This is a genomic window from Streptomyces sp. CCM_MD2014 (assembly GCF_000772045.1).
Lineage (GTDB): Bacteria > Actinomycetota > Actinomycetes > Streptomycetales > Streptomycetaceae > Streptomyces > Streptomyces salinarius.
In genome coordinates this window covers 8,158,601-8,183,312 of the sequence record NZ_CP009754.1, presented here as the reverse complement: position 1 = coordinate 8,183,312, position 24,712 = coordinate 8,158,601, and the positions used below count along the sequence as shown (strand labels likewise).

The window sequence follows — 24,712 nt, the reverse complement described above, 5'->3', positions numbered from 1 at the left end:
TCTTTCGAAACAGTGCAGTCGCAGTCTTGACGGGATCCGCCGGGTGTGGCAGATCCCTCGTCTTCCCTGGTCCTGCCAGGGCCCCCGCTGGGACGCGCGTACCGCATTACGGTGTCGGTATGAAGGACGAGGCATCCGGCAACCGGCTCGGCAGCTACCTCCGTGCCCGACGCGAACTGGTCACCCCGGCACAGGCAGGACTCCCGCCCGGGGGCAACCGCCGGGTGCCCGGCCTGCGCCGCGAGGAAGTCGCCCTGCTCGCCGGAATCAGTCCCGACTACTATCTGCGCCTGGAACGGGGCCGTGACAAGAACCCCTCACCGCAGGTACTCGAGTCACTCGCGCGGGTCCTGCGACTCGACGACGTCGAGCGGACCTATCTGCTCGGCCTCGCGGCGGCACGCCCCAGGGCGCCGCGACGCAAGCGTCCCGAGCACGTACCGGCGCGCGTGCACGAGTTGCTGGCCCACCTGCAGATCCCCGCGTTCGTCGAGGGGCGCGCGTTCGACGTACTGGCCTCCAACCCGATGGCGGTCGCGCTCTCCCCCCGCCTGCAGCCCGGCCAGAACCGGCTGCGTTCTCTCCTCCTCGATCCCGAGGAACAAGCCTTCCACCAGGACTGGACGAAAGCCACCGCCGACTTCGTCGCCGCCCTTCGCACCACCATCGGGGACGACACCGACGATCCCCGGTTCGTCGAACTCGTCGGAGAGCTCGCCCTGGCCAGTCAGCGGTTCCGCACCCTGTGGGCCCGCCACGACGTCCGCAGTCTCGACGGAGGCACGACCACCGTCCACCACCCCGTCGTCGGTGAGCTGCGCCTCCACCGCGACAAACTGGCCATCGACGACGTCATCCTCGTCGTCTACTACCCCGACAAGGACAGCGACAGCGACGAGAAGCTGCGCCTCCTCGCCGCACTCTCACACACCGAGTCCGCCGGTACAGCACACGACGGACCGGCGGACGCCCCGCCGCCAGAGAGACCCTGACGCGGTCCCGACTCCCTCGACGGGGCAGACTGCGACGTCGTCGCGGAGCGTGCCCGTGCGGGGCCCAGGCCGCCAGGTCCGGCTCCGCGGGGCCGCCTGCGGGCCGTGCGCTGCTTGCCGGGCCGGCACCACCCTCCTCGTGCGGGCCCGTCCATGCCGAGTGGTCGTCGGCGACGGCATGGTGGTGCCGTGGTCAGCCGACGAGGGCCTGGGTGATCTGCCGGGTCGTCTGCGCGGCGACCCGGGGGCTGACCGCGGCGTAGGAGGTGTAGGCGTTCAGGCCGGTGGCCAGGGCCCAGCCGCGTCCCCGCAGCCAGGTGGCGTCGTCCACGCCGAGTGCCTCGCGGAAGGCGGCTCGGCTGTTTGCCGACATCAGGGTGAAGGCGATGGTCAGGTCGCAGGCCGGGTCGCCCGTTCCGAGCCCGCCGAAGTCGATGACGGCGCTCAGACAGCCGTCGGAGGTCAGCAGGTTGCCGGTGTGGAAGTCGCCGTGGAACCACACCGGGGAGCGGTCCCATCCGGGCGCGTTCAGTGCCGCGTTCCACAGTTCCGTCATCGCCGTGGTGTCGAACACGCCGTGTGCCTTGGCGATGGCGATCCGCGTCTCGCGGTCCCGGTCGGACAACGGGTGGCCGGCGAGGGCTTCCGTGGTGTGCCCGGCGGGGGTGTGGTCGGGTGCGAACCGCTGCAAGGCGGCCAGGAAATGGGCCAGTTCGACGGCCGCCTCGGTGGAGTCCCCCAGTGTGTCAACGCTCGCCACCTCGCCGTCCAGCCACCGGGACACCCCCCACGGCCACGGATAGCCGAAGCCGGGGCCGCCCACTCCCACTGGTACCGGGATGGCCAGCGGGAGGTGCGGGGCGAGTCGTGGCAGCCACTGGAGTTCCTTCCCGGCCTGTCCGACGGCTCCCGGATGGCGCGGGAGCCGCACGGCCAGCTCCTCACCCAACCGGTAGATCACGTGATCGGAGCCGGCGGGGCTGAACGGCCTCAGGGCCAGCCCCGCCCACTGCGGGAACTGAGTGTCGACCAGGCGCCTGACCAGCGCCTCATCGATCTGAGGGCGTGTGTCCGCGGTTCGAACAGCCGCCAAGGACAACTCCCTTGTCCGGCCCGCCCCGTGCGGCGGGCAGTCGTAGCCATCACAGTGGTTCACGGACGCGCCTGTCGACCGATTTTGCGCGGCACGGCAACCGCATCGAGGTGTGCCGTAGTGCCACGTGCTCCCCCGCCAGTGGCGCTTCCTCAGTCAGTGGCGCTTCGTCAGTGACGTCGACGTCGAATTCGCTCGCCAGTCAGGCGCTTTCGGCTCTACTGTCCCGAGGATCGGGAGCATCGGAAGGGCAGGCATGGCCAGTCACGGCACAGTCAGAGCCATCAACGGACTGACCTCGCGCTGGGCCGCGGCCCTGCCCCACGACGGCACAGTGCTCGCCGCAGCCGGGGTATGGCCGTTGCTCGGCCTTCTCGCCGACGGTGCCGCAGGTCCCGCCCGGCAGGAACTGTCGGACGCACTCGGCATGCCGGCGGCCGACGCCTCGACGGCAGCGCGAGATCTGCTCTCCATGCTCAGGGCGACGCGCGGCCTGGGCGCGGCCCTGGGACTGTGGACCCGCAGCACCCTGCCCGTCGAACCGGCCTGGCTGGACCGGCTGCCCGCCGACGTGCACGGGCAGCTCACCGGTGACCCCCACAGCGACCAGTCGCGCCTCGACACCTGGGCAGCCCAATGCACCCGAGGACAGATCGAGGCGATGCCGGTCACCGTGGACGAAGAGACCCTGCTGGTGCTGGCCGGCGCCCTGACCCTCCGCACCGACTGGATCCGGCCCTTCACTCCGGGCGCGATGGCAGCCGAAACAGGACCCTGGCGCGGCATGGACCTGGCCGCCCTGCACCGCACCACCAGTCTCCTGAACCGGGTCGGCGTCGCGGACACGACAGCCGGCCCCCTGACCGAACTCCGGATCATCGGCACCCAGGGCGTCGACGTCCACCTGTACCTCGGACCACCCGAAGCAGCCGCGGGCCAGGTACTGACTGCCGCCGTGGACGCACTCCACAACCGCCGGGCCATGGTCCCCGGCAGCCGACTCCCGTACGGCGCCCCGGGCCCCGGTCTGTCCGTGACCCGCGTTCCCAGCGTCGACGGCGAACCCACGCTCCACGTATCCACCGTGCCGTTCACCGTCACAGCCCATCACGACCTGCTCGGCGACCCCGGCCTGTTCGGGCTGCGCACGGCGACGGACGCCTCGCGAGGCCACTTTCCCGGCATCAGTGCCAAGCCACTCGCCGTCCAGGCCGCCGCGCAGACGGCGACGGCGACGTTCGGCGCACGCGGCTTCCGCTCCGCGGCCGTCACCGGCTTCGGCATGAGAGCCGCGGGCATGCCCCGCCACCCGTTCCGAGCCCGCGAGGTCAGCGTCCGCTTCGACCGTCCCTTCGGGTTCCTCGCACTGCACGGCGCTTCCCGACTCGTCCTCAACGCGGGTTGGGTCACCAGCCCTGACACGTTCGAGGAAGACTGCTGATCCTGCGATCGCCAGTACCACTGCCGGAGGGGCGGACACATGCTCGGGGACATCGAGGACTGGGCACAGGCAGCGTCGCGGCTCGCGGGAGGTGTACCGCTGCACAGCGCGCTCGACGTCACCGATCCCGGTGACTGGCTCGCGCTGGACGCGGCAGTACGCGAGGCGGCCTGGTGCCGTCCCCGGCTCCTGCCGGCATGGTGGCACTCCGGCCCGCCCTCCGCCGACCTCACTCGGCTCGACGAGTCCCGGCTCGCCCTCGCCCTCTGCCACCGCGACGGGCGGATACGTCAGGAAGCTCTGCGCCAGTCCTTGCGACACCCCGGCCTGCTGCCGTTGGTCGTGATCCGCTGCACCGACTGGGCCGAGCCGGTACGCGAGGACGCCCGGCGTCTGCTGAGCGAAGCCCTGAACGCGGACTCCGCCCTCGGCCTCGCACCGCTCATCCTCCGCGTCGGCAGCCGCGACAGAGGCGCCTTCGGCGTCGACGCGCTCGGCCGCACTCTGCGTCAGGCCTCCCACGGCCGGCTCGCCGCACTCTTCACTGATCCCGACCGTACCGTCCGCCGGTTCGCCTACCGGCTGGCCGTAGAGGGCCGGCTGCTCCGCCCCGCCGAACTGGCCCGCGCTGCCGCCCGGGACGAGGACACCGTGGTGCAGGACCTGTGCGCCACAGCGGCGCTCACGGCACTGGCAGACGAGGATGACCACGAGCGCGTACTGACTCCACTGCTGTCCGCCCGCAACCCACGCGTCCGTTCGGCCGGCGTCACCGCGCTGAGACGGGCAGAGCGGTCCCCGCGGGCGGAGCCGTTTCTCACCGACCGTTCCGCGCTCGTGCGTGCTTGCGCCCGTTATGTCGTACGGCAACAGGGTGGTGACCCGGCGGCCTGGTACCGCGGGCGGTGCGCGGCGGCGGACGACCGCGAGTTGCCGCCCGGTGCGGTCATCGGGCTCGCCGAGTGCGGAAACCGCTCGGACGCCGGGCTGCTGCGGCCGCTGCTCGCGCACCCGTCGGCCGGGGTGCGGGCACGGGCGGTGGCAGGGCTGCGGGCGCTGGACCGCGTGGATGCGAAGCGGTTGCGGCCGCTCCTCGACGACCCTGCCGCCGGGGTCGTCCGCGAGACCGCCGCCGCGTTGCTGCCCACGGCCGAGGAGCTGCCCGCCGACTGGCTGCTGGAGCGCATCGGCTGCGAGCGGCCGCGGCACGTCCGCGTCGGCGCGTTCCGCCTCCTCGACGCACGTGGAGGCGTCGCGGCACTGCGGGCTGCGGTCGGTCTGCTGGAGGATCCGGATGTGAAGCTGCGCACCTGGGCCGCGCAATCCGTACAGCGCTGGCATGCGTCACCGGACGAGCGACGCGGGGACTCGGAGGTGGGCGAACTGCTCGACCGGTGCCGGCACCTCTTCAGCGACCACGTGCTGCGTCGGCGCAAGTGGGAAGCCGGGGTGGACAACTGAGACACCGCCCGGCGGCCTCCGCAGGTCACGCACGGGCGGCGTAGTCGGACAGGGGGCCACCCGAGGGCCGGCATTCCTGACGCGTAATGAACGTGTGGTCGTCGCTGCATCCTGCTAACGTCCGCGGCATGAAGCGCGCTGCCATGACGACGACGCCGGAGAGTGTCCCGGCGCGCTGACGGACGACCTGAAGCCCCGGGGCCGAGTGCCCCGGGGCTTCGCCGCAGGCCCGGTCACTTGCCCCGCAACCAGCGAGGAGACCGCGATGACCACCGCGCACGACCACCGCAGGCTCGGCCGTGAACTGGGCCTGTTCGACACCGATCCGCTGATCGGCGCGGGCCTGCCGTACTGGCTGCCCGACGGCGCGGCCGTGAGGCACACCCTGGAGGAGTACATCCGTGCCGCCGAGCGGCGGGCGGGCTACCAGCACGTGTACTCACCTGTCCTCGGCAAGCGGGAACTGTACGAGATCTCCGGGCACTGGGCGCACTACAGGGACGACATGTTCCCGCCGATGGACCTCGGCGGGGAGCAGGTCGTCCTTCGGCCCAGCCTGTGCCCCCACCACGCGGTGATCTACCGCTCCCGCCCCCACAGCTACCGCGAACTGCCCCTGCGCATGGCCGAACTGGGCGGCATGTACCGCTCCGAACTCTCCGGCGTGCTCGGCGGACTGACCCGGGTGAGGGCCATCCAGCTCAATGACGCGCACATCTTCTGCACCCTGGACCAGGTCGCCGAGGAGGCCCGGGCGGCACTGGAGATGATCCGCCAGGCGTACGAGGCGCTCGGCATCACCGCCACTCGCTACCGGCTCTCCCTCCCGGGCCCTGGCGGCAAGTACGTGGCCGCGCCTGAGAAGTGGCAGCGGTCCACCGCCCTGCTGACCGATGTCCTCGACCGCTCCGGTCTGCCCTACGAGGCCGCCGAGGCAGAGGCCGCGTTCTACGGCCCCAAGATCGATGTCCAGGTCACCGACGGCGCCGGCCGGGAATCCACCCTGTCCACCGTCCAGGTCGACTTCCACCAGCCCGAGCAGTTCGACCTGCACTACACCGGCGGGGACGGCGCCAAGCACCGGCCGGTCATGGTCCACCGCAGCATCATCGGCAGTGTGGAGCGAGCCGTCGCCCACCTCGTCGAACAGCACGGCGGGGCCTTCCCACCCTGGCTCGCCCCGACCCAACTGGTGATCCTCCCGATCTCCGACACCGAACTGCCGAACGCCGCCGCCCTCGTCCGACGCTGCACCCGACTGGGACTGAGAGCCCGCATCGTGGGGCCGGACCGAGGGAGCCTGGGTGCCCGTGTCCGAGAGTTCCGCCTGGTTCCCTACCAAGCGGTCATCGGCGCCAAGGAGGCCGCCGGCGATCACGTCGCACTGCGCCTGCGTGACGGACGCCGACTCGATCCGCGGCCGGCCGGTGAGGTCGTGAACCGCATCAGCACCCTCGTCGAGGCCCACAGCACCGGCCTGTGGGCCGACGCCGCCTCGTAGCAGGCGGCGCGATCAGAACCTGCCGTGCTCGTGCCGCTTCCCGTGGGCGTCGTCGGGCCGTGGGCCTGGGCGGCCACGGCGGAGGACCGTGCAGACGGCCATGCTTCCGGGAGTGCCCTCGCCGAGCGACGGCGCGCCCGCCAGGGCGAGGTTCTGGCCGTAGACGATCTGAGCTGCAGTGTGCGCCCCGGCGAGGTGACCGGCTTCCCGGCCCGAACGGCACCGGGAAGTCCGGCTCAGCGGGCGCGGCGGCCTTTCGGTCGGCCGCTGCTGGCCCTCGCGGGATGCCGGGACCGTCGGCCCCGTTTGGCGTACGGCCGCGCGCGGGACTCGGTGGGGTCTCATTGGATGGTTTCATGGCCGCAGAGAAGCGCAGGGGTGCCGAGCGGGTCCGGTGGGACCGGGTGACGGCGCGGTCCCCGCGGGTTCGGCCTTCGGAGTCCGCGCGTGCCGAAGGGTGGCCCCGACGGCCGGTCGTGGAAGGGGAGTCCGAGGTGGCGACCCTGCTCCGGCGGACTCCCGGTCTGCCGCGAGTCTGGCGGGCGCACGGCGCGGGCCGGTGACGGGCTCGGTGAGAGCCCTCGACGTGAGGCTCTTCGACGAGACGGTGGCGGCGATCGCGCTGTTCGCGGGCTCCGAACACCGGCTGGTCTACCAGAACGCCGCGTGTGCAAGGCTGCTCGGAGCCCGGCCGGTCGGACTGCCCGCGAGGGAGGCGTTTGCCGAACCGGACGCGGAGGAGTTTCTGACCGTGCTGGACGAGGTGGTCGCCACCGGGCGGCCCCGCCGGCTCCCCGAAACGCGCGAGCCCGACCCCGGCGCCCCGGAACAGGCCCGGTACTTCGTGTACTCCTGTACGCCCGTCTCCCTCGCGGAAGGCCACGGCGTGATGGTCGTCGCGCTGGACACCACGGCCGAGACGATGGCACTCGAGCGGTACGAGGCGGTGGTGACGGCCGTCTCCCAGATGGTCTGGGTGCTGCGTGCGGACGGATCCGCTCAGGAGCTCGTCCCCGGCTGGCAGAAGCTGACCGGGAGCCCGTGGCACGACCGGATGGACGAACGATGGGCCGCGTTCATCCACCCCCGCGACCGGGCCCGTCTTCGGCGGGACTGGCGTGCCGCGCTCGAACGGGAGCCGCCGAGTCTGTTCGAGACCACGTTCAGGGTGCGCGCCGCCGACGGCTCGTACCGTCATGTGTGGTCCCGGTGTGTGCCCATCCTGCGCAACGGCCGCGCCGAGGAATGGATCGCCGCGACCGACGACGTCGAGGACACCTGGAACGCCGCGCTGCGCGAACGCCTTCTCGCGCAGATCGCGCAGGTGTCCGGTGGGGGGCTGGACGAGTCCTTCGCGGCCGTGGTGAAGGCGATCGTTCCGGACCTCGCCGACGCTTGCGTGATCATGCTGCTGACCCAGGAGGAGTGGCCGCTGCCCGAGCACGTACCCGTCACGGCCAGACGGGCCGCTTCCTCGACCCGTCACGGCCTGCCGGCCCGGCCTCCGCTGCGGGACCAGACGGTCGTCGTCGGTGACACGGTTCGGGACATGCTGGAGCGACGCACCCCGCGCACCTTCCGTCTGCCGGCGGGCGAAGGCGTGCCGCCAGGCGTCGTCCCGGCGGTCACGGAGCAATGGCTCAGAACTGCGAACGCCACCAGCGTGACCCTGTATCCGCTGGTGGCCGAAGACATCGTCCTCGGCTACGCCGTGATCAGCGCCAACGGGGACTCCCCCGCTCCCGGTCCGGCCGACACCGAGCGACTGCAGAGGATCTTCCAGTTCGCGGAGCGGCCCCTGCGCAAGGCGCTTGATCTCCAGCGGGCACGCCGCACCGCCCTGCGCCTCCAGCATGCTCATCTCACCAGCCCGCCGGCCGTTTCCGGCGCGAGTCTGGCCGCCTGCTACGAGCCGGCCAGCTCGGCGAACGAGATCGGTGGCGACTGGTACGACGCCGTCGTCCACACCGACGGCACCCTCGTTCTCGACATCGGCGACGTCGCCGGGCACGACCTCACGGCCGCCACCGCCATGGGACAGCTGCGGAGCATGCTCCGGGGCCTGGCTTGGAACAACGGTCCGGACTGCCGGCCCTCGGCCGTCCTGACCATGCTGGAGAACGCCGCCGAGGGGCTGGACATCGCTTCCTTCGCCACGGCCATCCACGCCCGCCTGCAACGTCTGTCCGACGGCACCTGGCGCATGACCTGGGCCAACGCCGGGCATCCGCCGCCACTGCTGGTCCCCGCCAAGGCTGAGCCCTACTTCCTCACCGGCACCGACGAGGATCCCCCGCTGTGCGTCGACCCCGGCCTCCCGCGTACCTGCCACGCCCACACCATGGCCCCCGGGGACACCCTCCTGCTCTACACCGACGGCCTCATCGAGACCCCCACCTCCTCCCTCGACGAGGGCCAGCACAGACTTCTGACCGCGGCCGCGCGACAGCGGGACGAGGAGCTGTCCGGACTTCTGGTCTCCCTGCAGAAAAGCCTCTCCGACAACCGCGACGACATCGCCCTGATCGCCTTCCGAGCCGATCCGGCCGGCTGACGCCGGAGGGCCGCCTCACCCCGGCCGCCCTCCTCGTCCGGGGCCGCCTCACGCCGCGCGACCTGAAGACCGAGGGCGGCTCCGCAGGTGTTCGAGCGTCCGATCCCCCGGGAGCCCGAGGAGTAGCCGCTCGACGGCGTCAGGACTGCCGGTGCCGGAGGACCGGCGCGTCACAGGGCTCCGGCGTCCCGGGCGGTCCACACGCTCGGGTAGATCGGCCGGAAGCCGAGCTCCCGGCGGATGCGCTGGTTGGACATGATCCCGAACCACGGGTCGGGGTCCGTGAGCTCGTGGAGCCCGGCGGGCACCTCGACGCCGTTGAGCCGGTACAGCTCCACCGTCGTGACGGGGGCGTCGTCGGCGATGTTGTAGACGCGGCCGGCGATGCCCGGTGCGTACAGCAGACGCATCAGGCCCTGGGCGACGTCCGCGTGGTGGGCCATCTGCAGGCGCTGGTGCGGTGCCCAACGGGCCGCCCACTGCAAGACGTTGACGAGGTGCGGGTCGCCCTCGCCGTACACGAAGGGGAGCCGTCCGATGCGTACGTCCAGACCCTTGAGCGCGAGCAGTTCGCGCTCGGCCTCGGCCTTGGACTCGGGGTAGGCGCCCCACAACGCGCCGCCCGGCCGGCTCTCGTCCTCCTCGGTGAGCGGGCGGCCCCGTCCGACGCCGTAGACATTGTTCGTACTGACCTGCACGAACCGCTCCGTGCCCGAGGCCTGCGCGGCGCGGCCCAGGGCCACCGCGGCGTCCCGGTTCACGGCCCACGCCTCCTCGTCCGGCACGCCGCGGAAGGAGGCGGCGACGTTCACGACCGTGTCCACGCCGGCGAGCGCCTCGCGGAGTGTCCCCTCGTCGCGCATGTCTCCCACGGCGACCTGGGCGCCCAGGTCGGCGAAGCGCTTGCCGCGGGCCGCGTCCCGCACCAGGACGCGCACCTGCTCGCCGGGCTGCCGCTGGTCCAGCAGCCTGGGCACGAAGCGGCGTCCGATCTGTCCCGTCGTGCCGGTCACCAAGGTCAGCATGATGTGCTCCTCACGCGTCGTGTCGTCCGTCGTTGACGACCACCCTCGGCCGCGGCGGCACGAGCCGGGAGAGACCTCTTCATCAGGGGACCGCGAGTCCCTGGATAACCCGGTCGGCCTCCCGCACCCTGGAAGGGTGAACCGTGCCGAACTCGCCGACTTCCTGCGCCGCGCCCGCTCCCGCCTGCACCCCTCCGACGTGGGCCTCACGGCCGGAGCGCGCCGCCGCACACCAGGGCTGCGCCGCGAGGAGGTCGCCCAGCTGGCCGGCATGTCCGTGGACTACTACACACGGCTGGAACAGTCCCGGGGACCACGCCCGTCCCGCCAGATGCTCACCGCGCTGGCCCGCGCCCTGCGCCTGACGGAGGACGAACACGACCACCTCTTCCACCTCGCCGGTGAGGAGCCGTCGCGCCGGGAGGCGACCGGCGCGCACGTGCGCCCGGGCCTGCTCCTGGTACTGGACCGGCTGCACGACACCCCGGCGATGGTGGTGACCGACTGCGGCGAGGTCCTGGCCCAGAACGCGCTGTCGCGGGCGCTGAGCGGAGACGTCCTGGCCCGCCCGCCCCGAGGACGCAACATGATCCGCCGCTTCTTCCTGGACCCGGCGGCCCAGGAGTTGTTCCCGCCCGAGGACCGCCCCCTGCGCGCCCGCGAGCAGGTCGCCGGCCTGCGAGCGGTGGCCGCGTCCCGGCCCGCGGACCCCGAACCGGCCGCTCTTGTCGCCGAACTCCGCACCGCAAGTACGGAGTTCGCCCGTCTCTGGGACGATCACGAGGTCGCTGTGCGGCGCGCCTCCACGAAACGCTTCCGGCACCCTGCGATCGGCATCCTCGAGCTCGACTGCGAGGTCCTCGTCAACTCCGACCACAACCAGCAGCTCGTCGTCCACACGGCCCGTCCGGGCACGGAGTCGTACGAGCGCTTGCAGTTGCTGCGGGTGGTGGGCTTGCAGAACCTGGCACCGACGGACCCGTGACCGCGTGCCCGCCGGCCGCTGAGCGGCATCGCTCTTTCCAAGTCCCTTGCCGGTGGCCGTCCGTGCCGTCGGGCACCGGGTGAGGTGGTGGTCCCACGACGTCGAACTCGTTGCCCTCCGGATCCCGCACGGCCGCTGCGCGGAGTCCCATGTCCGGCTCGTCCTTGGTCCTCAGCACCGTGGCGCCGGCCTCGGCCACCCGGTCCACCGCTTTCCCGGCCCGCCGCGCGCGGACGTCCAGCGGGACGTGACATCGGCATGGGCCGCACCGTGTTCCTTCCCACGCCCGCTCGGGGAGGGCCAAGTCAGGCGGGGCGGGTACCGAGGACGTGCCCGGCGGGTCCGCGGGTGTGGAGCCTGGCGGGCAGGGCGGTGAGCGCCGCCACGGCGAGGAGCACGGTCGCGGCCACGGACGTGCTCTCAACGCGGGCGCCGGGCCGGCGGGCTTCGTCCTGCCGCCACCTCGGCCGGTCGGCTCACCGGTGAAAGCACCGGTGAGCCGACCCGATGATCCACCGCTCCCCCGTCGCAGATCCGCCGGGAGGCCTCGGTCCTCCTGCCCGGATGCGGCACTCGCAGGCTCTTGTCAGCGCTTGCGGTCGTAGACCAGCGCGAGCGTGCCGTCTTCGCCCGCGGCCTGCCTGGCGAGCGTCCACCCGCCGGCGGGCAGACCGTCCTCGAACAGGCGCGGTCCGCCACCGAGGAGTACGGGGAAGACGGTGAGCGCCAGGCGATCGATCGCGTCCGCCCGGAGCAGCGCCTTGACGACGCTCGCGCTGGAGAGGACGAGGATGTCGCCGTTCCGGGTGCTCTTGAGGTCTTCGGCGACCTGGGCGGTCGGCTTGTCGACGACCGTCGTCCGTTCCCAGGGTGCCGTGTCAAGGGTGGAGGACAGGACCACCTTCTCCGTGCCGACGAGCCACTCGGCGAAGGCCTCGTCTCGCGGGTCGGCACCCTCCATGCCGATGACGGTGGGCCAGAATCCGAGGAATCCCTCGGCGTTGACCCGGCCGAGCAAGGCCGTGGTGGCCGTCTCCCACAGGCCGGTGAGATGGTCGCGGGCCACGTCGGAGACCGCGTAGGGCATCACCCAGCTCATGTCGAGCGGGTTGTCGGGTGCGGCGTAGTGGCCGTCGAGGGAGAGGGCCATGTTGGTGACGATGCGACCGCCGGTCTGCTGGTTCATCTCGTGCTCCTCGTTGGGGGAAGGGCTCGGTGCGGGGACGGAGCCGGACACGGGATCTCGACATCGACGCCGCTACAAATCGAATTCCAGGTGCTCGATGTCCGTGAAGCGGACCTCTTCCAGGCTTCCGGCGCGACGGCCGCCGTCCTGGAAGTACACCTCCTTGAGGCCTTCCGCCGCGATCTCCCGGAGCCGCTGCTCGCCGGAGCCGGCCTCCTGCGCCTCGAAGAGGCGGGCGGCGTACCGCGGGGGCAGGGCGACGGTCAGGTGCCGGACGCGGTCCTGGTCCGTCGAGCCGACCGGCGCGGTGTAGCCCATGCGGGCGCGAGTGTCGATGACGATGCCGTCGGTCGTCGCCGCCTTCGCCTTCGCCCTGGCCCGGACCTGTGGCTGCCACCGCTTCCTCACCTCGCCCTCCAGACGGGCGGCGAGGTCCGGCCGGGGCTTTCTGATCTGGCCCTTCACGTAGCGCTCGACGGTGCGCTGGGAGATCCGCAGCAGCTGGGCGACCGCCTGGGTGCCCTTCAACTGCCGGACCAGATAGCGCATCTGCGCAGGCGCGGTCTTGGGCGCGGGGCGGGTGAACGCCTTCTGTACGGCGGCCTCCAGGCCGTCCGTGAACATGCTCATCGCCTGCCTGCTCCCCTACTCGCCGTGGTCGGCGTCGGTGACGGTGCCGTCCTTGATGTAACGGGCGAGGTTGAGGTCCGGGGCGTCGAACCGGTCGCGGACCTCTTCGCCCCACAGGACGCTCTGGGTGCCCTCGTGCTTGACCAGACCGGGGTTGACGCCGAGCTTGAACCCGCCGGGCAGCGGCCTGCCGTCGCGGTAGGGCAGGAAGTCCAGCGGGCTTTCGCCGTCGGCCGCGTAGACGACGCAGTCCGACAGGACGGCGACGGGGTACTGACCGGTGAACGCCGCGTGCTTGACGATCTTGCGGTGGAGGTTGACCCGGGTACGGGAGATGACCGCCGCCCGGATGTCCGGCCGCCAGGTGGGCCGGGACAGGGCTCGCCACGGCTGCCCGGGCTTCCAGCCCTCTCCGCGCGGGCGCTCGCGGAGCTTGCCCAGCCCGCCCTTGACGGTCGCCTTGATGGCGGAGGCGACGACGGCTAGCTGAGGGTCGCGGTCCTTGTAGCCGTCCATCGCCCTGAGGAAGTCGGCCGGCGGCATGTCGGCGGCAACGCCGAGGTCGGCCATCGTGGCGAGGTAGGCGTCGCGCAGCCGCTGGTACCAGTCGTCCAGGTAGCGGCCGTTCTCGTAGCGGACGTAGGCCTCCAGCGGGCGTACCTCGTAGCCGAGTTCCACGGCGTAGGCGACGGTGGGCGTGGCGTACCAGGACGGTCCTTCCGGGCGGTCGCCCTTCGGCGTGAACGGGGAGGGCAGGAGGCTGCCTTGCAGCTCCACCCACTCCTTGCCGGCCTTCACCTTCGACAGGTCGACGTGGGACAGGTCCACCAGCCACGAGCCCGGCAGCTTGGGGTCGAACGCGGGGGCCTTGACGCGTGTCGGGGCCCCGAGGCCCACGTTCAGGCCGTTGGCGCCGGCGGCGAAGGCCATGTTCACGTCGATGCCGACCAGGTGGCGCAGGGTGCACTCGTCGTCGGTCATCGGCCGGGCCCAGTCGTACGCCTCTTCGAAGAGTTTCTCTCCCGGGCCTCGGACGTGGAAGCGCGGCAGTTCTTTGAGGAGCGGGTGCCCGTCGGGGGCCTCGCAGGGCGCGCAGTCGACCGGGTCCTTGCCCAGGCTGCCGGGGTTGTGCTCGGAATGCCGCCTGCCCGCCGCGTCAAGGCCGGAGGCGCGGGTCGGCGGACGCAGTGCGGTCATCAACTCCAGGCCCGTCACGGCGGTCGATCCGCGCGGTGTCATCACGCGGGAGGCGTACAGGCCCAGCACACGGGCGAGTTCGGCGGGCGGGAGCTGTCCGGTCGCGCCCCAGTGCCGGGCATCCAGTGCGTGCCAGGAGGGAATGCACAACTGCACACAGGCCCGTTCCGAACCCTGAGCGGGACGGTAGACCCTCGCCCACGGGCCGAAGCCGCGCTTGGTCAGCTTCCACTGTGCGCGGACCAGTTGCTTGACGACCTTGTGGTTCTCCGGGATTCGCCCGGCGAGCCGCTCCTCGTCGTTGAGAGCGGTGGGCAGACCGTAGCGTTCGAGGGCGGACTCGGTGAGCACCAGCAGCGGGTCGGCGTCCTTGCCCGGCCCCGACAGCCTCGCCTGCCCGAGCCGCGCCTCGCTCAGCGTCCATTCCACCAGGGTCGCGAGGCTCTTGGCGGGCACGTCCAGGACCAGGCCCCCGGTGCAGTACGCCGAAACCCGGCCGTCGGCGCCGGCGTCGACGACCGCCAGCGGACCGTTCTCGAACCGTGGGTCGACGCCTGCCGGTGCGCCGACCGGGGCCGCCTTCCGGGCGCCCCGACGGTGCGACGTCGACGAGGCCCCGGCCGCACGCGCCGGTCGGGGCGATGGGGCGGAAGCGGTGGCGCCGGGGACGGAAGCCGAGAGCTGCGTGTTCCCGGTCGCGGGCGGGGCCGCCTCTTCGACGGCCGGTTCGGTGGTCAGGGCCTCGGTCTGCCCCGGGACATGGGGGGCGGCGGGCGTGACGGTCACCGGGCCGGCCGGTTCCTCCGGCGTGGGGTAGAGCTCGGCGAGCTGCCTCAGCAGCCGGGCGTACGCCTCCCGTTCCGGACCGCGCGGCTCGACCGGCTTCTTCGCCGACTCCCAGCCGGACACCGTGGCCCGCCGCACCTTCAGCGCGGCGGCGACCTCGTCCAGCGTCAAACCGTGCGCCGTGCGCAACCGCTTGCGCTCCGCCGCCGACGGCAGCGCGGACCGGGACGCGACGAGGGCGTCGACCGCGTCGAACAGCTCGGACATGGAGCACCTCCTGAAAGCAGCACTCTAGCGTCAACCGTACGCATCACGTATGCATGACGTACGAAAGGCGTATATGTACCTCACCTGGAGCACTGGCGCCGTGGTGCATGCGCCGAACGGGGGCCGCTGCTGGAAGCGGTTACGCGGCGAGCGCGGGAACTCCGGGGCGGCCGCGAGCGTGCGCTCAACCTTCGTTGAGAATCGCTCAAGTCGACGTCGTGCTGTCCCCGGACGAGTGGGCGGCGGTTGCCGACCCGACCACGAAGAAGGCCAGTGCGGCGAAGACCGCCACGCCCGCTGCGAGTGCCAAAGCGCCTGGAAGCGACCAAGCCGCGACTGGCCCGGCAACTGCTGCCCCCAGGGCGAATCCGGTGATCTTCAGGCTGGCGCCGGTGGTGAAGATCTGACCCCGCAGGTGTTCTGGGGCCTCCCGGTGGCGGACTGCGAACAAGGCGGCCATCTGGGGTCCCTCACCCGTTCCCGCTATGAGTACGGCCACGACGAGTACGACTGGCTGGCCCCACGCGGCCAACGCCAGTGCGGCAGCCTGGACAAGGGCACTGGCCCAGATGACCGTGTCGGGGGCAACGGAGCGCGGAAACCGCGCGAGTACGACGTTGGCCGCCAAAGCCGAGATCGCCACGCAGGAGAGCAGCACCGCGCCACGGCCGGCCCCGCCCAGAACACGTTCGCCCAGGAGCGGGATGCACGCCGTCAGCATTCCCTGGGCGATGCAGGAGACGCTCGAGGTGAGAGTGGCGCGGGCCAGGGACGGTCTTCCGACGATGACCCGGACTCCGGCGACAAGGTCGCCGGCCACCGAAGTCGCCTGCACTCCCGGCACTCGACCCGGACGGGCGGGCAGCATCCACGCGGCGGGCAGCGCCGAGGCGATGAGCACCACGGAGACCACCACGGCCATCGGGGCGCCCGACGCCTCTGCCACGCCGCCGGCGAGAGCCGGACCAGCCAGACTCGCCACACTGAACGTCATGGCATCGAGCGCATTCGCCCGAGGCAGGTGGTCACCCACCACCACACGCGGAAGTTGAGCCGTCCATCCGCCTGACAGGGCCGGCCCCAGCAGCCCTGTCACCATTGCGATCAGGAGCGTGACGGCGAACGGCCACCGGCCGAGTCCCCCGAGAATCATCCCCAGCCCCACCGCATACGCGGCGAGGGCCCCGGCCAGCAGGCGTCCCGGCCGATCCGCCCTGTCGAGGAGCGCCCCGAGCATCGGCCCCGCTGCCGCGGCGGAGATCGTGATACCCGCGAGCAGCGACGACGCGGCGATGGTCGATCCGGTCACGGCGAATGCCGCCAGCATCAGCGCCGGTCCTGACATCTCGTCCCCGGCACGGGCTGCCACTGCACCGACGAGGTACGAGCGGAATGAGTAACGCTTTCTCATCGCCAGGACGTTACGGAGGTAACTCAAAACTTCGCAAGATGCGTTACATTCCACACGTGTCATTCCACAGCGACGATTGGTCCACCCGGCACTCCGTGCTGACCACAGCCCGGCGCACCGCCGCCCTGATCAACGCCCTGTCCGACGACTGCCCCGACCCAGCCGATGTCGCCGACGTGCTCCGCGCCTACGGCGAGACCGACCCCGTCGACCTCACCACCCGCGATATCGCGGAGATGCGGACAGCTGCTTCCCTGCTGAGGCCGGTCTTCGCCGCCGAGCACGCCGATGACGCCGCGGCCGCCCTCAACCAGATCTTGACGGACCACACCGGACCGCTCCGCCTGACCTCACACGGCGGCAGCACTCCCTGGCACCCTCACCTCGACCGCGACGACAACGCCCCCTGGGCCGAGTGGCTCCTCGCCTCGTCCTGCATGGCCCTGACCGTCCTCGTCTGGGACCGCCAACGTCCGCCCGGCAGGATCTGCGCATCCCCCGCCTGCCAGAACATCTTCATCACCCAGGGCAGCGGTCCGGAGCGTCGCTACTGCTCCCGCCGATGCGCGACCCGCGAACGAGTCGCAGCCCATCGGCGCTCCCGCTCTGCCGAGCAGCCGAGCGACGACGGATAGAACGCCAAGGTCCTGCGGTCCTGCGGTCCGACGGGGAACACATCCTCGTCGTGACCTGTGAGGGTCGGCTCTCGCGGGCCGCACCGCGCCCGGTGGTGAAGGGTGCTGGCCCCGGCACGGGCGGCACCTCCGCCTCCTCGTCACCCTCTGTGCCGGCGAACGCGGCCGCCCGCTCGCGTGATCCCCGGAGCCACTGCCGTCCTTCCCTCCCCCGGAACCGAGGGCCGGCCGACGACTCGTGCCGGTCGCGGCGGCCCGTCCCCCAGCCAGGCAAGGACGGGGCGCCGCTTCTTTCCCGCCGTCTCGGTCAGCAGGTCGAGCTGTTCAGGATCCTGATGCCGGTCACCGTGCCCCACGGCCTCAGGTCGACCGTGTAGTTGGGCAGGATGCACAGCGGGCCGCCGCTGGCGCGGCGCAGCAGCACCGCGTCGTCGTTGCGGGTGTTGACGACCTTGGTGGCTCCCCGGCTGCTCCGGAGGTTCTGGTACCCGGAGGTGACGTCCTTGAACTGGCCGGTCTTGGTGCTGCCGTTGTAGAAGCAGACGTACGGCCAGGTGCACGAGGCCTGGACGTTGGCCTCACCCGACTGGTGCTGACCCGCGGCCGAGGCCGTCGGAGCGAGTGTGAGGCCGAGGCCGATGGCTGCGGATGCCACGACGAGGAGGGCGTGCTGGCGAATACTCACGGTATGACTGTCCCTTCCTGATGCGGGCCCGGTCCCCCCGTTGGGTCGCCCGTCGGCCCGTGACCCTTACGGCGCCCGTGGTCGGCGGGCACCGCGTGGTGCGGCACAAAAGCTACGGGCGGGACCGGGTCACGTCGTCACACGCTGGTTTGAACCTCGGCCCCGCCTGCGGCGGTAGTCCGACCACGCTGCAACTCCGGTGGTACCGCGAAGGGTTGATGTCTCTTCACTACCTGCGGCGGGGGTGTTCACCTGGCGCCGAGCGGAAGAAGGACGAGAAGTCCGACGCGTCGAGCGCGTATCCCGGCGTACGGACGCGGTGGCCGGCGTCAGCTCGCGACGGCGCACCCGTGCGGTGAGCACCGGGAGCAGACTCGTGCCGCACGCGGCCGCGGCGGTGAATCAGTAAAGTGTTCGGCATTGTTCGGCGATGGGCACCGCAACGTGTCCCGGGAGTACCGGGCATGGCGACGACCGGAACGGACATGTCCCGGATGCGCGAGGCGGATCGGCTGTCCGTCGTGGGAGCACTGCTCGGCAACCCGCCGTCCGCGGTGACCGAGCGGGCGTCCCCGTCCGGTCTGTCCCGGAGCGTGGCGCCGGGGGCGGTGCGGCCGGCCCTGAACGAGGTCGAGAGCCGGCTTGTGAGCGAGGGACTGGCGGCGCCGGCCGCGCCTCCGACGCCGACCGTGGGGCGCGGGCACACGCACGTGCGCGAACCCTCACAGGAACGAAGGAACGAAGGGACAGCCCAGTGAGCACCCGTGACCAGATACCGGCTGCGCAGCTGCGCGTCGGCGTGATCGGCATCGGACAGCGCGCGGACATGGCCGCGTTGGTGAACCGGTCCGGCACCGCCCGGATCGTGTCCTGCGCCGACCCGGACCCGCGGGGCCAGGAGGACGCCCGGCGGCTGTTCGGGGCCGACGTCGCGGTGCACGACCGGTACGAGAGGATGCTCGACGACGAGCTGGACGCCGTGTTCGTGCTCACCCCCGACCATCTGCACACCAAGCCCGCGCTGTTCTTCCTCGCGGCGGGCGTGGCGGTGTTCGTGGAAAAGCCGCTGACCATCACCCTCGCCGACTGCGACACGCTGCTCGAAGCCGCGTTCCGCTCCCGTACCCGGCTCTACGTGGGCCACAACCTGCGTCACCTTCCCATGCTGCGGCGGATGCGCGAGCTGATCGACGACGGGGCGATCGGCCGTGTGCGCGCCGTGTGGTGCCGCCACTTCGTCGGCCACGGCGGGGACTTCTACTTCAAGGACTGGCACGCCCAGCGGGCGAACACCACAGGTCTGCTGCTGCAGAAGGGCGCCCACGACCTCGACGTCATCCACTGGCTCGCCGGTGGTTACTCCCGCAACGTGGTCGCCCAGGGCGCGCTCGCCGTCTACGGCGACAACCCGCGGCGGGCCACGCAGGAGACCGTGCCGCCCGGTCTGCGCATGCCCGACTGGTTCGACCCGGACGTCTGGCCGCCGTCCGCCCTGCGCGACCTCAATCCCGTCGTCGACGTCGAGGACATCAGCATGATGCTGGCCCGGCTGGACAACGGTGTGCTCGCCAGCTACCAGCAGTGCCACTTCACGCCCGACTACTGGCGCAACTACACGGTCATCGGGGACGAGGGCCGTCTGGAGAACTTCGGCGACGGCATCGACGGCGATCCGGCGCGGGTCGACGTGTGGAACCGTCGCCGCTCCGGCTATCGTGCCGACGCCGACCTCTCCGTACCCGTCGTGGTGGCGTCGGAGGAGACACACGGTGGCGCGGACCGGGCGCTCGTCGAGGAGTTCCTGCGCTTCGCCGCCGTCGGGGGTCCCACGGAGACGTCGCCCGTGGCCGCCCGGGAGGCCGTCGCCGCCGCGGTCGCCGCGACCACCTCGCTGCGCTCGGGCAGCACACCGGTCGACGTTCCCGCGCCGGCGCCGGCGATCGTCCGCTACTTCGCAGAGCACCAGCCCGCCGGTACACCGGCGGCGGGGCCGGCCTGAGGGGCCGGTCACGAGATGGTCCCGATCGATCCGGTGCGAACGCGGGAGCCGCGGTGCGAGGCGCTCACGGGCGGCCGCGCACGGCGCGCCGGTCCGGCCCGGAAGGTCGGGCGCCGGGCACCTCACGGGCGGGAGCGCGAGGTCCGGTGCCCGTTCAGGATTTCGGCGACTCGGTCGTCGCCGACCTGGTCGAAGTCGTCGTACCGGAGGCCGGCCGCGCGAAAGTCCGGCGGCTGCCGGAGGCAGACGTCGGCGTTCTCGGCGTGGGGTGTGGCAGGGTCGCCCCGGCAGAGCATGACCCGGCGTTTCACATTTGCTCGTTCCCGGGTCACGTCCTGCGCGAGCCGGTCCTCGCTCAGCCCGGCCATGGCGAGAGCGCTGGTCGAACAGGGGCGGGTCGTCGTCGGCGACCGCCCCGTTCCGGAGGCTGCCGCCAGGGCTCGTTCCCGTCGGCACGGCCGAGTGGTCCAGGATGGTCCTCCAGAGGGCCATGCCGAACATTGACTGGGGGATGTCGTGGCCACAGCGATCATTGCCGTGCTCGGCACACTTCTCGGCGCCCTGACCGCAGGTGCCATGCAGCACCTCACCGTCGTGGCCGCCCGTCGCGACCGCGACCGCCAGGCACTCGCCGACGCCGCGGCCGGCCTCCTCGGCGCTGCGACCGACCACCGCCGTCACCAGTACCTCAAGCACGTCATGCGCCGTAAGGGCGAGGAAGAGACGCCGGAGATCCGGGCGGCCCGCTACGAGGCGCGGTCGGGCATGACGAAGGCCCTGACCCAGCTGACGCTCACGACTGACGACGCGGCACTCCTCCGCCTGGCCGTCAGCCTGGTCGATGCGTCGACCGAGGTCGGCGAACCCGACTACGACGACCGGGTCGGCGTGGACGCGTCGGGCGACCGTGCCCGCGAGGCACACACGGCCTTCGAGACCGCCGTCGCCCGGTATCTCCGCCGCTCTCGGAACTGACCGTGCGGATGCCGGGCCGTGCCGAGGCCCACTGCTCACATTTCTGAGACACCCCGGCCGGTGACCGTCACCGGGTCACCGACCGACAAGGGGCCGGCACGCGCCCGCCGCGGGATGTCGCGGGGAGACGTCCGAGCCATTGTGCGAATCGGCATTTTATGGCTTCTCCGTGAGGTCAGTACGGTCGGCGCATGGGGTACGAATTTCATGCTGCGGAAGACCTCGTGACCGCGTTGCGTGCCGGTGAAGTGACATCGGTGGAGCTGACCGACGAGGCGATCGCCCGCATCGAGCGGGACGACAAGGCGATCAACGCGATCTGCGTGCCGGACTTCGACCGTGCGCGGGCCGCCGCGCGCGACGCCGACCGGGCGCGCGGCCGGGGCGAGGACCGGCCACTGCTCGGTGTTCCCGTGACGGTCAAGGAGTCCTACAACGTCGCCGGGCTGCCCACGACATGGGGCATGCCTCAGTACCGGGACCATGTGCCGGCCGAGGACGCGGTACAGGTGTCGCGGCTCCGGCAGGCCGGCGCGGTGATGCTCGGCAAGACCAATGTGCCCTTGGGGCTGCAGGATCTGCAGAGCTTCAACGACATCTACGGAACGACCAACAACCCGTGGGACCACACGCGCACGTCGGGCGGATCGTCCGGTGGCTCGGCGGCGGCCCTGGCGTGCGGCTTCGGCGCGCTGTCCATCGGCTCCGACATCGGCGGTTCGTTGCGTACGCCCGCACACTTCTGCGGTGTCTACGCGCACAAGCCGACACTGGGGCTGGCGGCGAACCGTGGCATGGTCCCACCGCCCGCACCGGCCTTGCCGGTCGACCTCGACCTCGCGGTCGTCGGCCCCATGGCGCGCACCGCCCGCGACCTCGCGCTCCTGCTCGACGTCATGGCCGGGCCGGACCCGCTGACGCTCGGCGTGGCGCACGACCTGACGCTGCCGCTCGCACGCCACCAGCGGCTGAGCGACTTCCGGGTCCTGGTCCTCGACGAGCATCCGTTGATTCCGACCGGCTCCGCCGTACGGGCCGGCGTGAACCGAGTGGCCGACGCACTCGTCGACGGCGGCGCCCGCGTCGAACGGCACACTCCGCTCCTGCCCGACCTGGCCGAAGCCGCGACGCTCTACACGCAGTTGCTGTTCTCGGGCTCCGTAGCGCGCTTTCCCGTGGAGGCGTACGAGCAGCTTCGTGCGCGCGCCGCAGGACTGAGCGCGGACGACCGCAGTCTCGACGCGGCTCGGTTGCGCGGCATGGTGCTCAGCCACCGCGACTGGCTCGAGGCGAACGACCGCCGTGAACTCCACCGTCACGGCTGGCGGCGGTTCTTCGCCGAGTTCGACGCCGTGGTGTGCCCGATCACGCCGACTCCCGCGTTCCCGCACGACCACGATCCCGATCTGCTGGAACGCCGGATCGACATCGACGGCGTCGAGTACCCGTTCTTCGACCAGCTCGTCTGGGCCGGTCTGGCCACGATGCCCGGCCTGCCGGCCACCGCGATACCGGCGGGCCCGTCTCCCGGCGGCCTGCCGGTGGGCGTACAGATCGTCGGTCCGATGTACGAGGACCGCACGCCGCTGCGACTGGCCGAACTGCTCGAGCAGCGGATCGGCGGTTTCCGGGCACCGCACGGCGGCACGCTGCCGGAGTGAGGCGACCGGCGCCAGAGTCCGGGACCATGAAGCATGCTCTCGGACGACTGGCACCTCACCGAAGACGTCGACGACTTCCTCGCCCGGGCCGGGAACTTCCTGCGCTCGCGCGCCGCCCTGCACAACACACCGCTGACGGACCTGGAGAAGCTGCGGGTACGCGGGACGGCCGATCATGATGCCGAATCCGGCGTTTTCGGACGGCTGGAGTCGGCGGGCGAGGTCCGCGCCGCCTTCTGTCTCACTGCTCGAGGACGTCTGGGCCTCACTCCCCTCCCGCCGGGGCAGACCGAGGTCCTCGCCGCCCGTCTGGCCGCCCTCGGTCACTCTCCCGCCCACGTCATCGCGGACCATGACACCGCCGGTGCCTTCGCGCAGTCGTGGCGGCGGTGCACGGGTGCGGCGTCGGTGCCCTTCTGGCGGACGCATCTGTACCGTCTCGGCACACTCACGCCACCGCAGCCGCCCCCGGACGGCCGGGGGCGGCCGACCAGTGGCAAGGACCGTGAGCAAATCGTGCGGTGGTGCCGTGAGTTCTGCGTCGCCGTCGGCGAGCGGTCCTCCCTCGACATGATCGACGCCGGGTCCTGGGAGGAATCGCGTTTCGGCGACAGGCGGTTCACCTTCTGGGAGACCCCGGAGGGCGTCCCCGTCTCCATGGCGGCCTCGACCCCGGTCGTCGGGGGCATGGTCCGGGTGGACCCCGTCTACACCCCCGCCCACGTCCGGGGCCGCGGTTACGCGGGGGCCGTGACGGCCGAGGCGAGCAGGGCCGCGCAGGCCGCAGGGGCGACGGACGTGGTCCTGTTCGCAGACCCGGGCAATCCCACCAGCAACGCGCTCTACCAGCGCCTCGGGTACGTCCACGTCGCCGACTTCGCCGGGTACGGGTTCTCCTACGCCGCGCCACGGGCCGGGCTGCGGTGACGTCGGACGCATACCGGTCACGGGACGCCGCCCCTCCCCCGCCGCGGGGACCGTGCGAGGCGGCGCGGTGGCAGCCGGTGCGACCGGCGCCGTTTCAGGGCTGCCGTGCCGCAGGGCTTTCGATCGCCGCCGTGCTGCCCCGCACGACCAGCACGGGCTCGACCGAGGCGGGTTCCGGTGTCGCTGCCGGGTCCGCGATGTACCGCATCAGGTGAGCGACCGCGAGGGCGCCCATCTCGGCGAACGGCTGGGCCACGGTGGTCAGCGAAGGCGAGCAGTACTCGGCGAGCGCGATGTCGTCCACCCCGACGACGGAGATGTCCTGCGGCACTCTGCGGCCGAGTTCGTGCAGCGCCCGGATCACGCCGAAGGCCATCTCGTCGCTGGCCACGAACACCGCGGTGACGTCGGGGATCTTGCCGAGGACCAGTCCGTTGCGGTACCCGGAGGCGGGGGTCCAGTCTCCCTCCAGCACCGGCGGCACGGACAGTCCGTCCTCCACGAGAGTGTCCCGCCAGCCGGCGCACCGGCTGGCGGCGTCGAGCCACTCCTTCGGCCCCGACACGTGCCAGACGGTCTCGTGGCCCAGTTCGGTCAGATGGCGTGTGGCCAGGCGCGCGACCAGTGTCTGGTCCACGGCGACCACCTCCGTCGCCGAGGTCCTCGATCCGTCGACGGTGACGGTCGGAACCGAGCGCGTGAGCTGCTCGATCCTGGGGCTCACGTGGACCAGCGGCACGGAGAGGATCACTCCCTCGACGTCCTGCTCCGCGAGCCGGGACAACGCGCTTTCGATGGCCGCGGTGTCCAGTGACGCCGTGGTCGCGGTACTGACCGAGTAGCCGGCCTCGTGCGCCGCGGTCTCGATGCCGAAGATCAGGTTCGCGCGGGAGTAGAAGGTGGTCTGCAACGTGATGACGCCGATCGTCCGGCTGCGCCCGGACGACAGTATCCGCGCCGCGTTGTTCTTGCGGTAGCCGAGCTGCTCCACCGCGGCCAGCACCTTGGCGCGGGTCTTGTGCTGAACGTTGGGATGGCCGGACAGGGTCCGTGACACCGTCTGGGCGGATACTCCGGCGAGCCGGGCCACGTCGGTCATGCCGGGCTGCCGTGCGACGCCGTCGTCGACCGTCCGCTTGTTCACGGGCGTTCCGCCGGCTCCTGGTGTTTCCGATGCCATCGCTCGCCTCTCCGTTCACACCGTGGCCCGAGCCGTCGGCGCAGGTGATGGTCCGCCTCTGAGTCTAGCCAGGCCACCCCTATTGGCATCGATAACATCCTCTGCCATAGTTCCCGCCAAC

21 protein-coding genes and 1 pseudogene are annotated in these 24,712 nt (G+C 71.6%); 12 read left to right on the top strand and 10 right to left on the bottom strand.

Features of this window, described 5'->3' with window-relative positions; all coding sequences use genetic code 11:
- Positions 1-119 precede the first annotated feature (119 nt).
- Positions 120-992 carry a helix-turn-helix transcriptional regulator gene (locus tag NI25_RS36645; protein ID WP_061446604.1) on the top strand — a complete coding sequence of 291 codons (873 nt, stop codon included), beginning with the start codon at positions 120-122 and terminating at the stop codon, positions 990-992.
- A gap of 193 nt (positions 993-1,185) precedes the next feature.
- Here NI25_RS36645 and NI25_RS36640 read toward each other — a convergent pair whose 3' ends face one another.
- The gene (locus tag NI25_RS36640) at positions 1,186-2,085 is read right to left on the bottom strand and encodes an aminoglycoside phosphotransferase family protein (RefSeq protein WP_061446603.1); all 900 of its coding nucleotides are present in this window, start codon (positions 2,083-2,085) and stop codon (positions 1,186-1,188) included.
- Between the two features lie 256 nt (positions 2,086-2,341).
- Between NI25_RS36640 and NI25_RS36635 the strand changes: the two genes are divergently transcribed.
- The 4 genes from NI25_RS36635 to NI25_RS39560 all read left to right on the top strand — a co-directional run bounded on the left by NI25_RS36635 (position 2,342) and on the right by NI25_RS39560 (position 9,042).
- Complete coding sequence (locus NI25_RS36635) at positions 2,342-3,526, top strand: serpin family protein (RefSeq protein WP_061446602.1); 1,185 nt, start codon at positions 2,342-2,344, stop codon at positions 3,524-3,526.
- Between the two features lie 39 nt (positions 3,527-3,565).
- Complete coding sequence (locus NI25_RS36630) at positions 3,566-4,987, top strand: hypothetical protein (protein WP_199561079.1); 1,422 nt, start codon at positions 3,566-3,568, stop codon at positions 4,985-4,987.
- Positions 4,988-5,252: 265 nt separating this feature from the next.
- Positions 5,253-6,488, top strand: coding sequence for a threonine--tRNA ligase (gene thrS / locus NI25_RS36625; protein ID WP_061446601.1), 1,236 nt, complete (start codon positions 5,253-5,255; stop codon positions 6,486-6,488).
- A 586-nt stretch (positions 6,489-7,074) separates the two neighbouring features.
- Positions 7,075-9,042, top strand: coding sequence for a SpoIIE family protein phosphatase (locus tag NI25_RS39560; RefSeq protein WP_061446600.1), 1,968 nt, complete (start codon positions 7,075-7,077; stop codon positions 9,040-9,042).
- A 170-nt stretch (positions 9,043-9,212) separates the two neighbouring features.
- Here NI25_RS39560 and NI25_RS36615 read toward each other — a convergent pair whose 3' ends face one another.
- A complete protein-coding gene (locus tag NI25_RS36615) occupies positions 9,213-10,067 on the bottom strand; it encodes an NAD-dependent epimerase/dehydratase family protein (protein ID WP_061446599.1) in 855 nt (284 codons plus the stop codon).
- A gap of 136 nt (positions 10,068-10,203) precedes the next feature.
- Here NI25_RS36615 and NI25_RS36610 point away from each other — a divergent pair, with 136 nt between their 5' ends.
- Complete coding sequence (locus tag NI25_RS36610; RefSeq protein WP_061446598.1) at positions 10,204-11,052, top strand: helix-turn-helix transcriptional regulator; 849 nt, start codon at positions 10,204-10,206, stop codon at positions 11,050-11,052.
- 106 nt (positions 11,053-11,158) lie between these two features.
- On the opposite strand, the pseudogene NI25_RS39855 reads toward NI25_RS36610, so the two are convergent.
- The 5 genes and pseudogenes from NI25_RS39855 to NI25_RS36590 all read right to left on the bottom strand — a co-directional run.
- A pseudogene (locus tag NI25_RS39855) lies at positions 11,159-11,356 on the bottom strand (VOC family protein); the annotation flags it as partial.
- A 282-nt stretch (positions 11,357-11,638) separates the two neighbouring features.
- Entirely contained in the window at positions 11,639-12,238 is a 600-nt protein-coding gene (locus NI25_RS36605; protein ID WP_061446597.1) for a dihydrofolate reductase family protein, read from the bottom strand.
- Between the two features lie 72 nt (positions 12,239-12,310).
- Positions 12,311-12,868, bottom strand: a complete 558-nt coding sequence (gene tpg, locus NI25_RS36600; RefSeq protein WP_061446596.1) for a telomere-protecting terminal protein Tpg — start codon at positions 12,866-12,868, stop codon at positions 12,311-12,313.
- A 15-nt stretch (positions 12,869-12,883) separates the two neighbouring features.
- Complete coding sequence (tap, locus tag NI25_RS36595; protein ID WP_061446595.1) at positions 12,884-15,118, bottom strand: telomere-associated protein Tap; 2,235 nt, start codon at positions 15,116-15,118, stop codon at positions 12,884-12,886.
- A 205-nt stretch (positions 15,119-15,323) separates the two neighbouring features.
- Complete coding sequence (locus tag NI25_RS36590; protein ID WP_061447260.1) at positions 15,324-16,529, bottom strand: MFS transporter; 1,206 nt, start codon at positions 16,527-16,529, stop codon at positions 15,324-15,326.
- A 38-nt stretch (positions 16,530-16,567) separates the two neighbouring features.
- On the opposite strand from NI25_RS36590, the gene NI25_RS36585 reads away from it, so the two are divergent.
- Positions 16,568-17,164 carry a CGNR zinc finger domain-containing protein gene (locus NI25_RS36585; protein WP_061446594.1) on the top strand — a complete coding sequence of 199 codons (597 nt, stop codon included), beginning with the start codon at positions 16,568-16,570 and terminating at the stop codon, positions 17,162-17,164.
- 307 nt (positions 17,165-17,471) lie between these two features.
- On the opposite strand, the gene NI25_RS36580 is transcribed toward NI25_RS36585, so the two are convergent.
- Positions 17,472-17,849 carry a hypothetical protein gene (locus tag NI25_RS36580; RefSeq protein ID WP_078884814.1) on the bottom strand — a complete coding sequence of 126 codons (378 nt, stop codon included), beginning with the start codon at positions 17,847-17,849 and terminating at the stop codon, positions 17,472-17,474.
- Between the two features lie 464 nt (positions 17,850-18,313).
- Here NI25_RS36580 and NI25_RS36575 point away from each other — a divergent pair, with 464 nt between their 5' ends.
- Both NI25_RS36575 and NI25_RS36570 read left to right on the top strand, forming a co-directional pair.
- The gene (locus NI25_RS36575) at positions 18,314-18,607 is read left to right on the top strand and encodes a hypothetical protein (RefSeq protein WP_061446592.1); all 294 of its coding nucleotides are present in this window, start codon (positions 18,314-18,316) and stop codon (positions 18,605-18,607) included.
- A complete protein-coding gene (locus NI25_RS36570) occupies positions 18,604-19,848 on the top strand; it encodes a Gfo/Idh/MocA family protein (RefSeq protein WP_061446591.1) in 1,245 nt (414 codons plus the stop codon). Before NI25_RS36575 ends, NI25_RS36570 begins: the two co-directional genes overlap by 4 nt.
- Positions 19,849-19,970: 122 nt before the next feature.
- Here NI25_RS36570 and NI25_RS36565 read toward each other — a convergent pair whose 3' ends face one another.
- On the bottom strand, positions 19,971-20,216 hold the full coding sequence (locus NI25_RS36565; protein ID WP_061446590.1) for a hypothetical protein: 246 nt from the start codon (positions 20,214-20,216) through the stop codon (positions 19,971-19,973).
- Between the two features lie 148 nt (positions 20,217-20,364).
- Between NI25_RS36565 and NI25_RS36560 the strand changes: the two genes are divergently transcribed.
- The 3 genes from NI25_RS36560 (at position 20,365) to NI25_RS36550 (ending at position 23,411) form a co-directional block, all read left to right on the top strand.
- Positions 20,365-20,823: a hypothetical protein gene (locus NI25_RS36560; RefSeq protein ID WP_148315171.1), complete on the top strand. Its 459-nt coding sequence runs from the start codon at positions 20,365-20,367 to the stop codon at positions 20,821-20,823.
- Between the two features lie 191 nt (positions 20,824-21,014).
- The gene (locus NI25_RS36555) at positions 21,015-22,484 is read left to right on the top strand and encodes an amidase (protein WP_061446588.1); all 1,470 of its coding nucleotides are present in this window, start codon (positions 21,015-21,017) and stop codon (positions 22,482-22,484) included.
- 33 nt (positions 22,485-22,517) lie between these two features.
- Positions 22,518-23,411 (top strand): GNAT family N-acetyltransferase, encoded by an 894-nt coding sequence (locus tag NI25_RS36550; RefSeq protein WP_061446587.1) that lies wholly within the window; start codon positions 22,518-22,520, stop codon positions 23,409-23,411.
- Between the two features lie 94 nt (positions 23,412-23,505).
- Here the strand turns inward: NI25_RS36550 and NI25_RS36545 are convergent, their stop codons facing one another.
- Positions 23,506-24,591 carry a LacI family DNA-binding transcriptional regulator gene (locus NI25_RS36545; protein ID WP_061446586.1) on the bottom strand — a complete coding sequence of 362 codons (1,086 nt, stop codon included), beginning with the start codon at positions 24,589-24,591 and terminating at the stop codon, positions 23,506-23,508.
- Between the last annotated feature and the right edge of the window lie 121 nt (positions 24,592-24,712).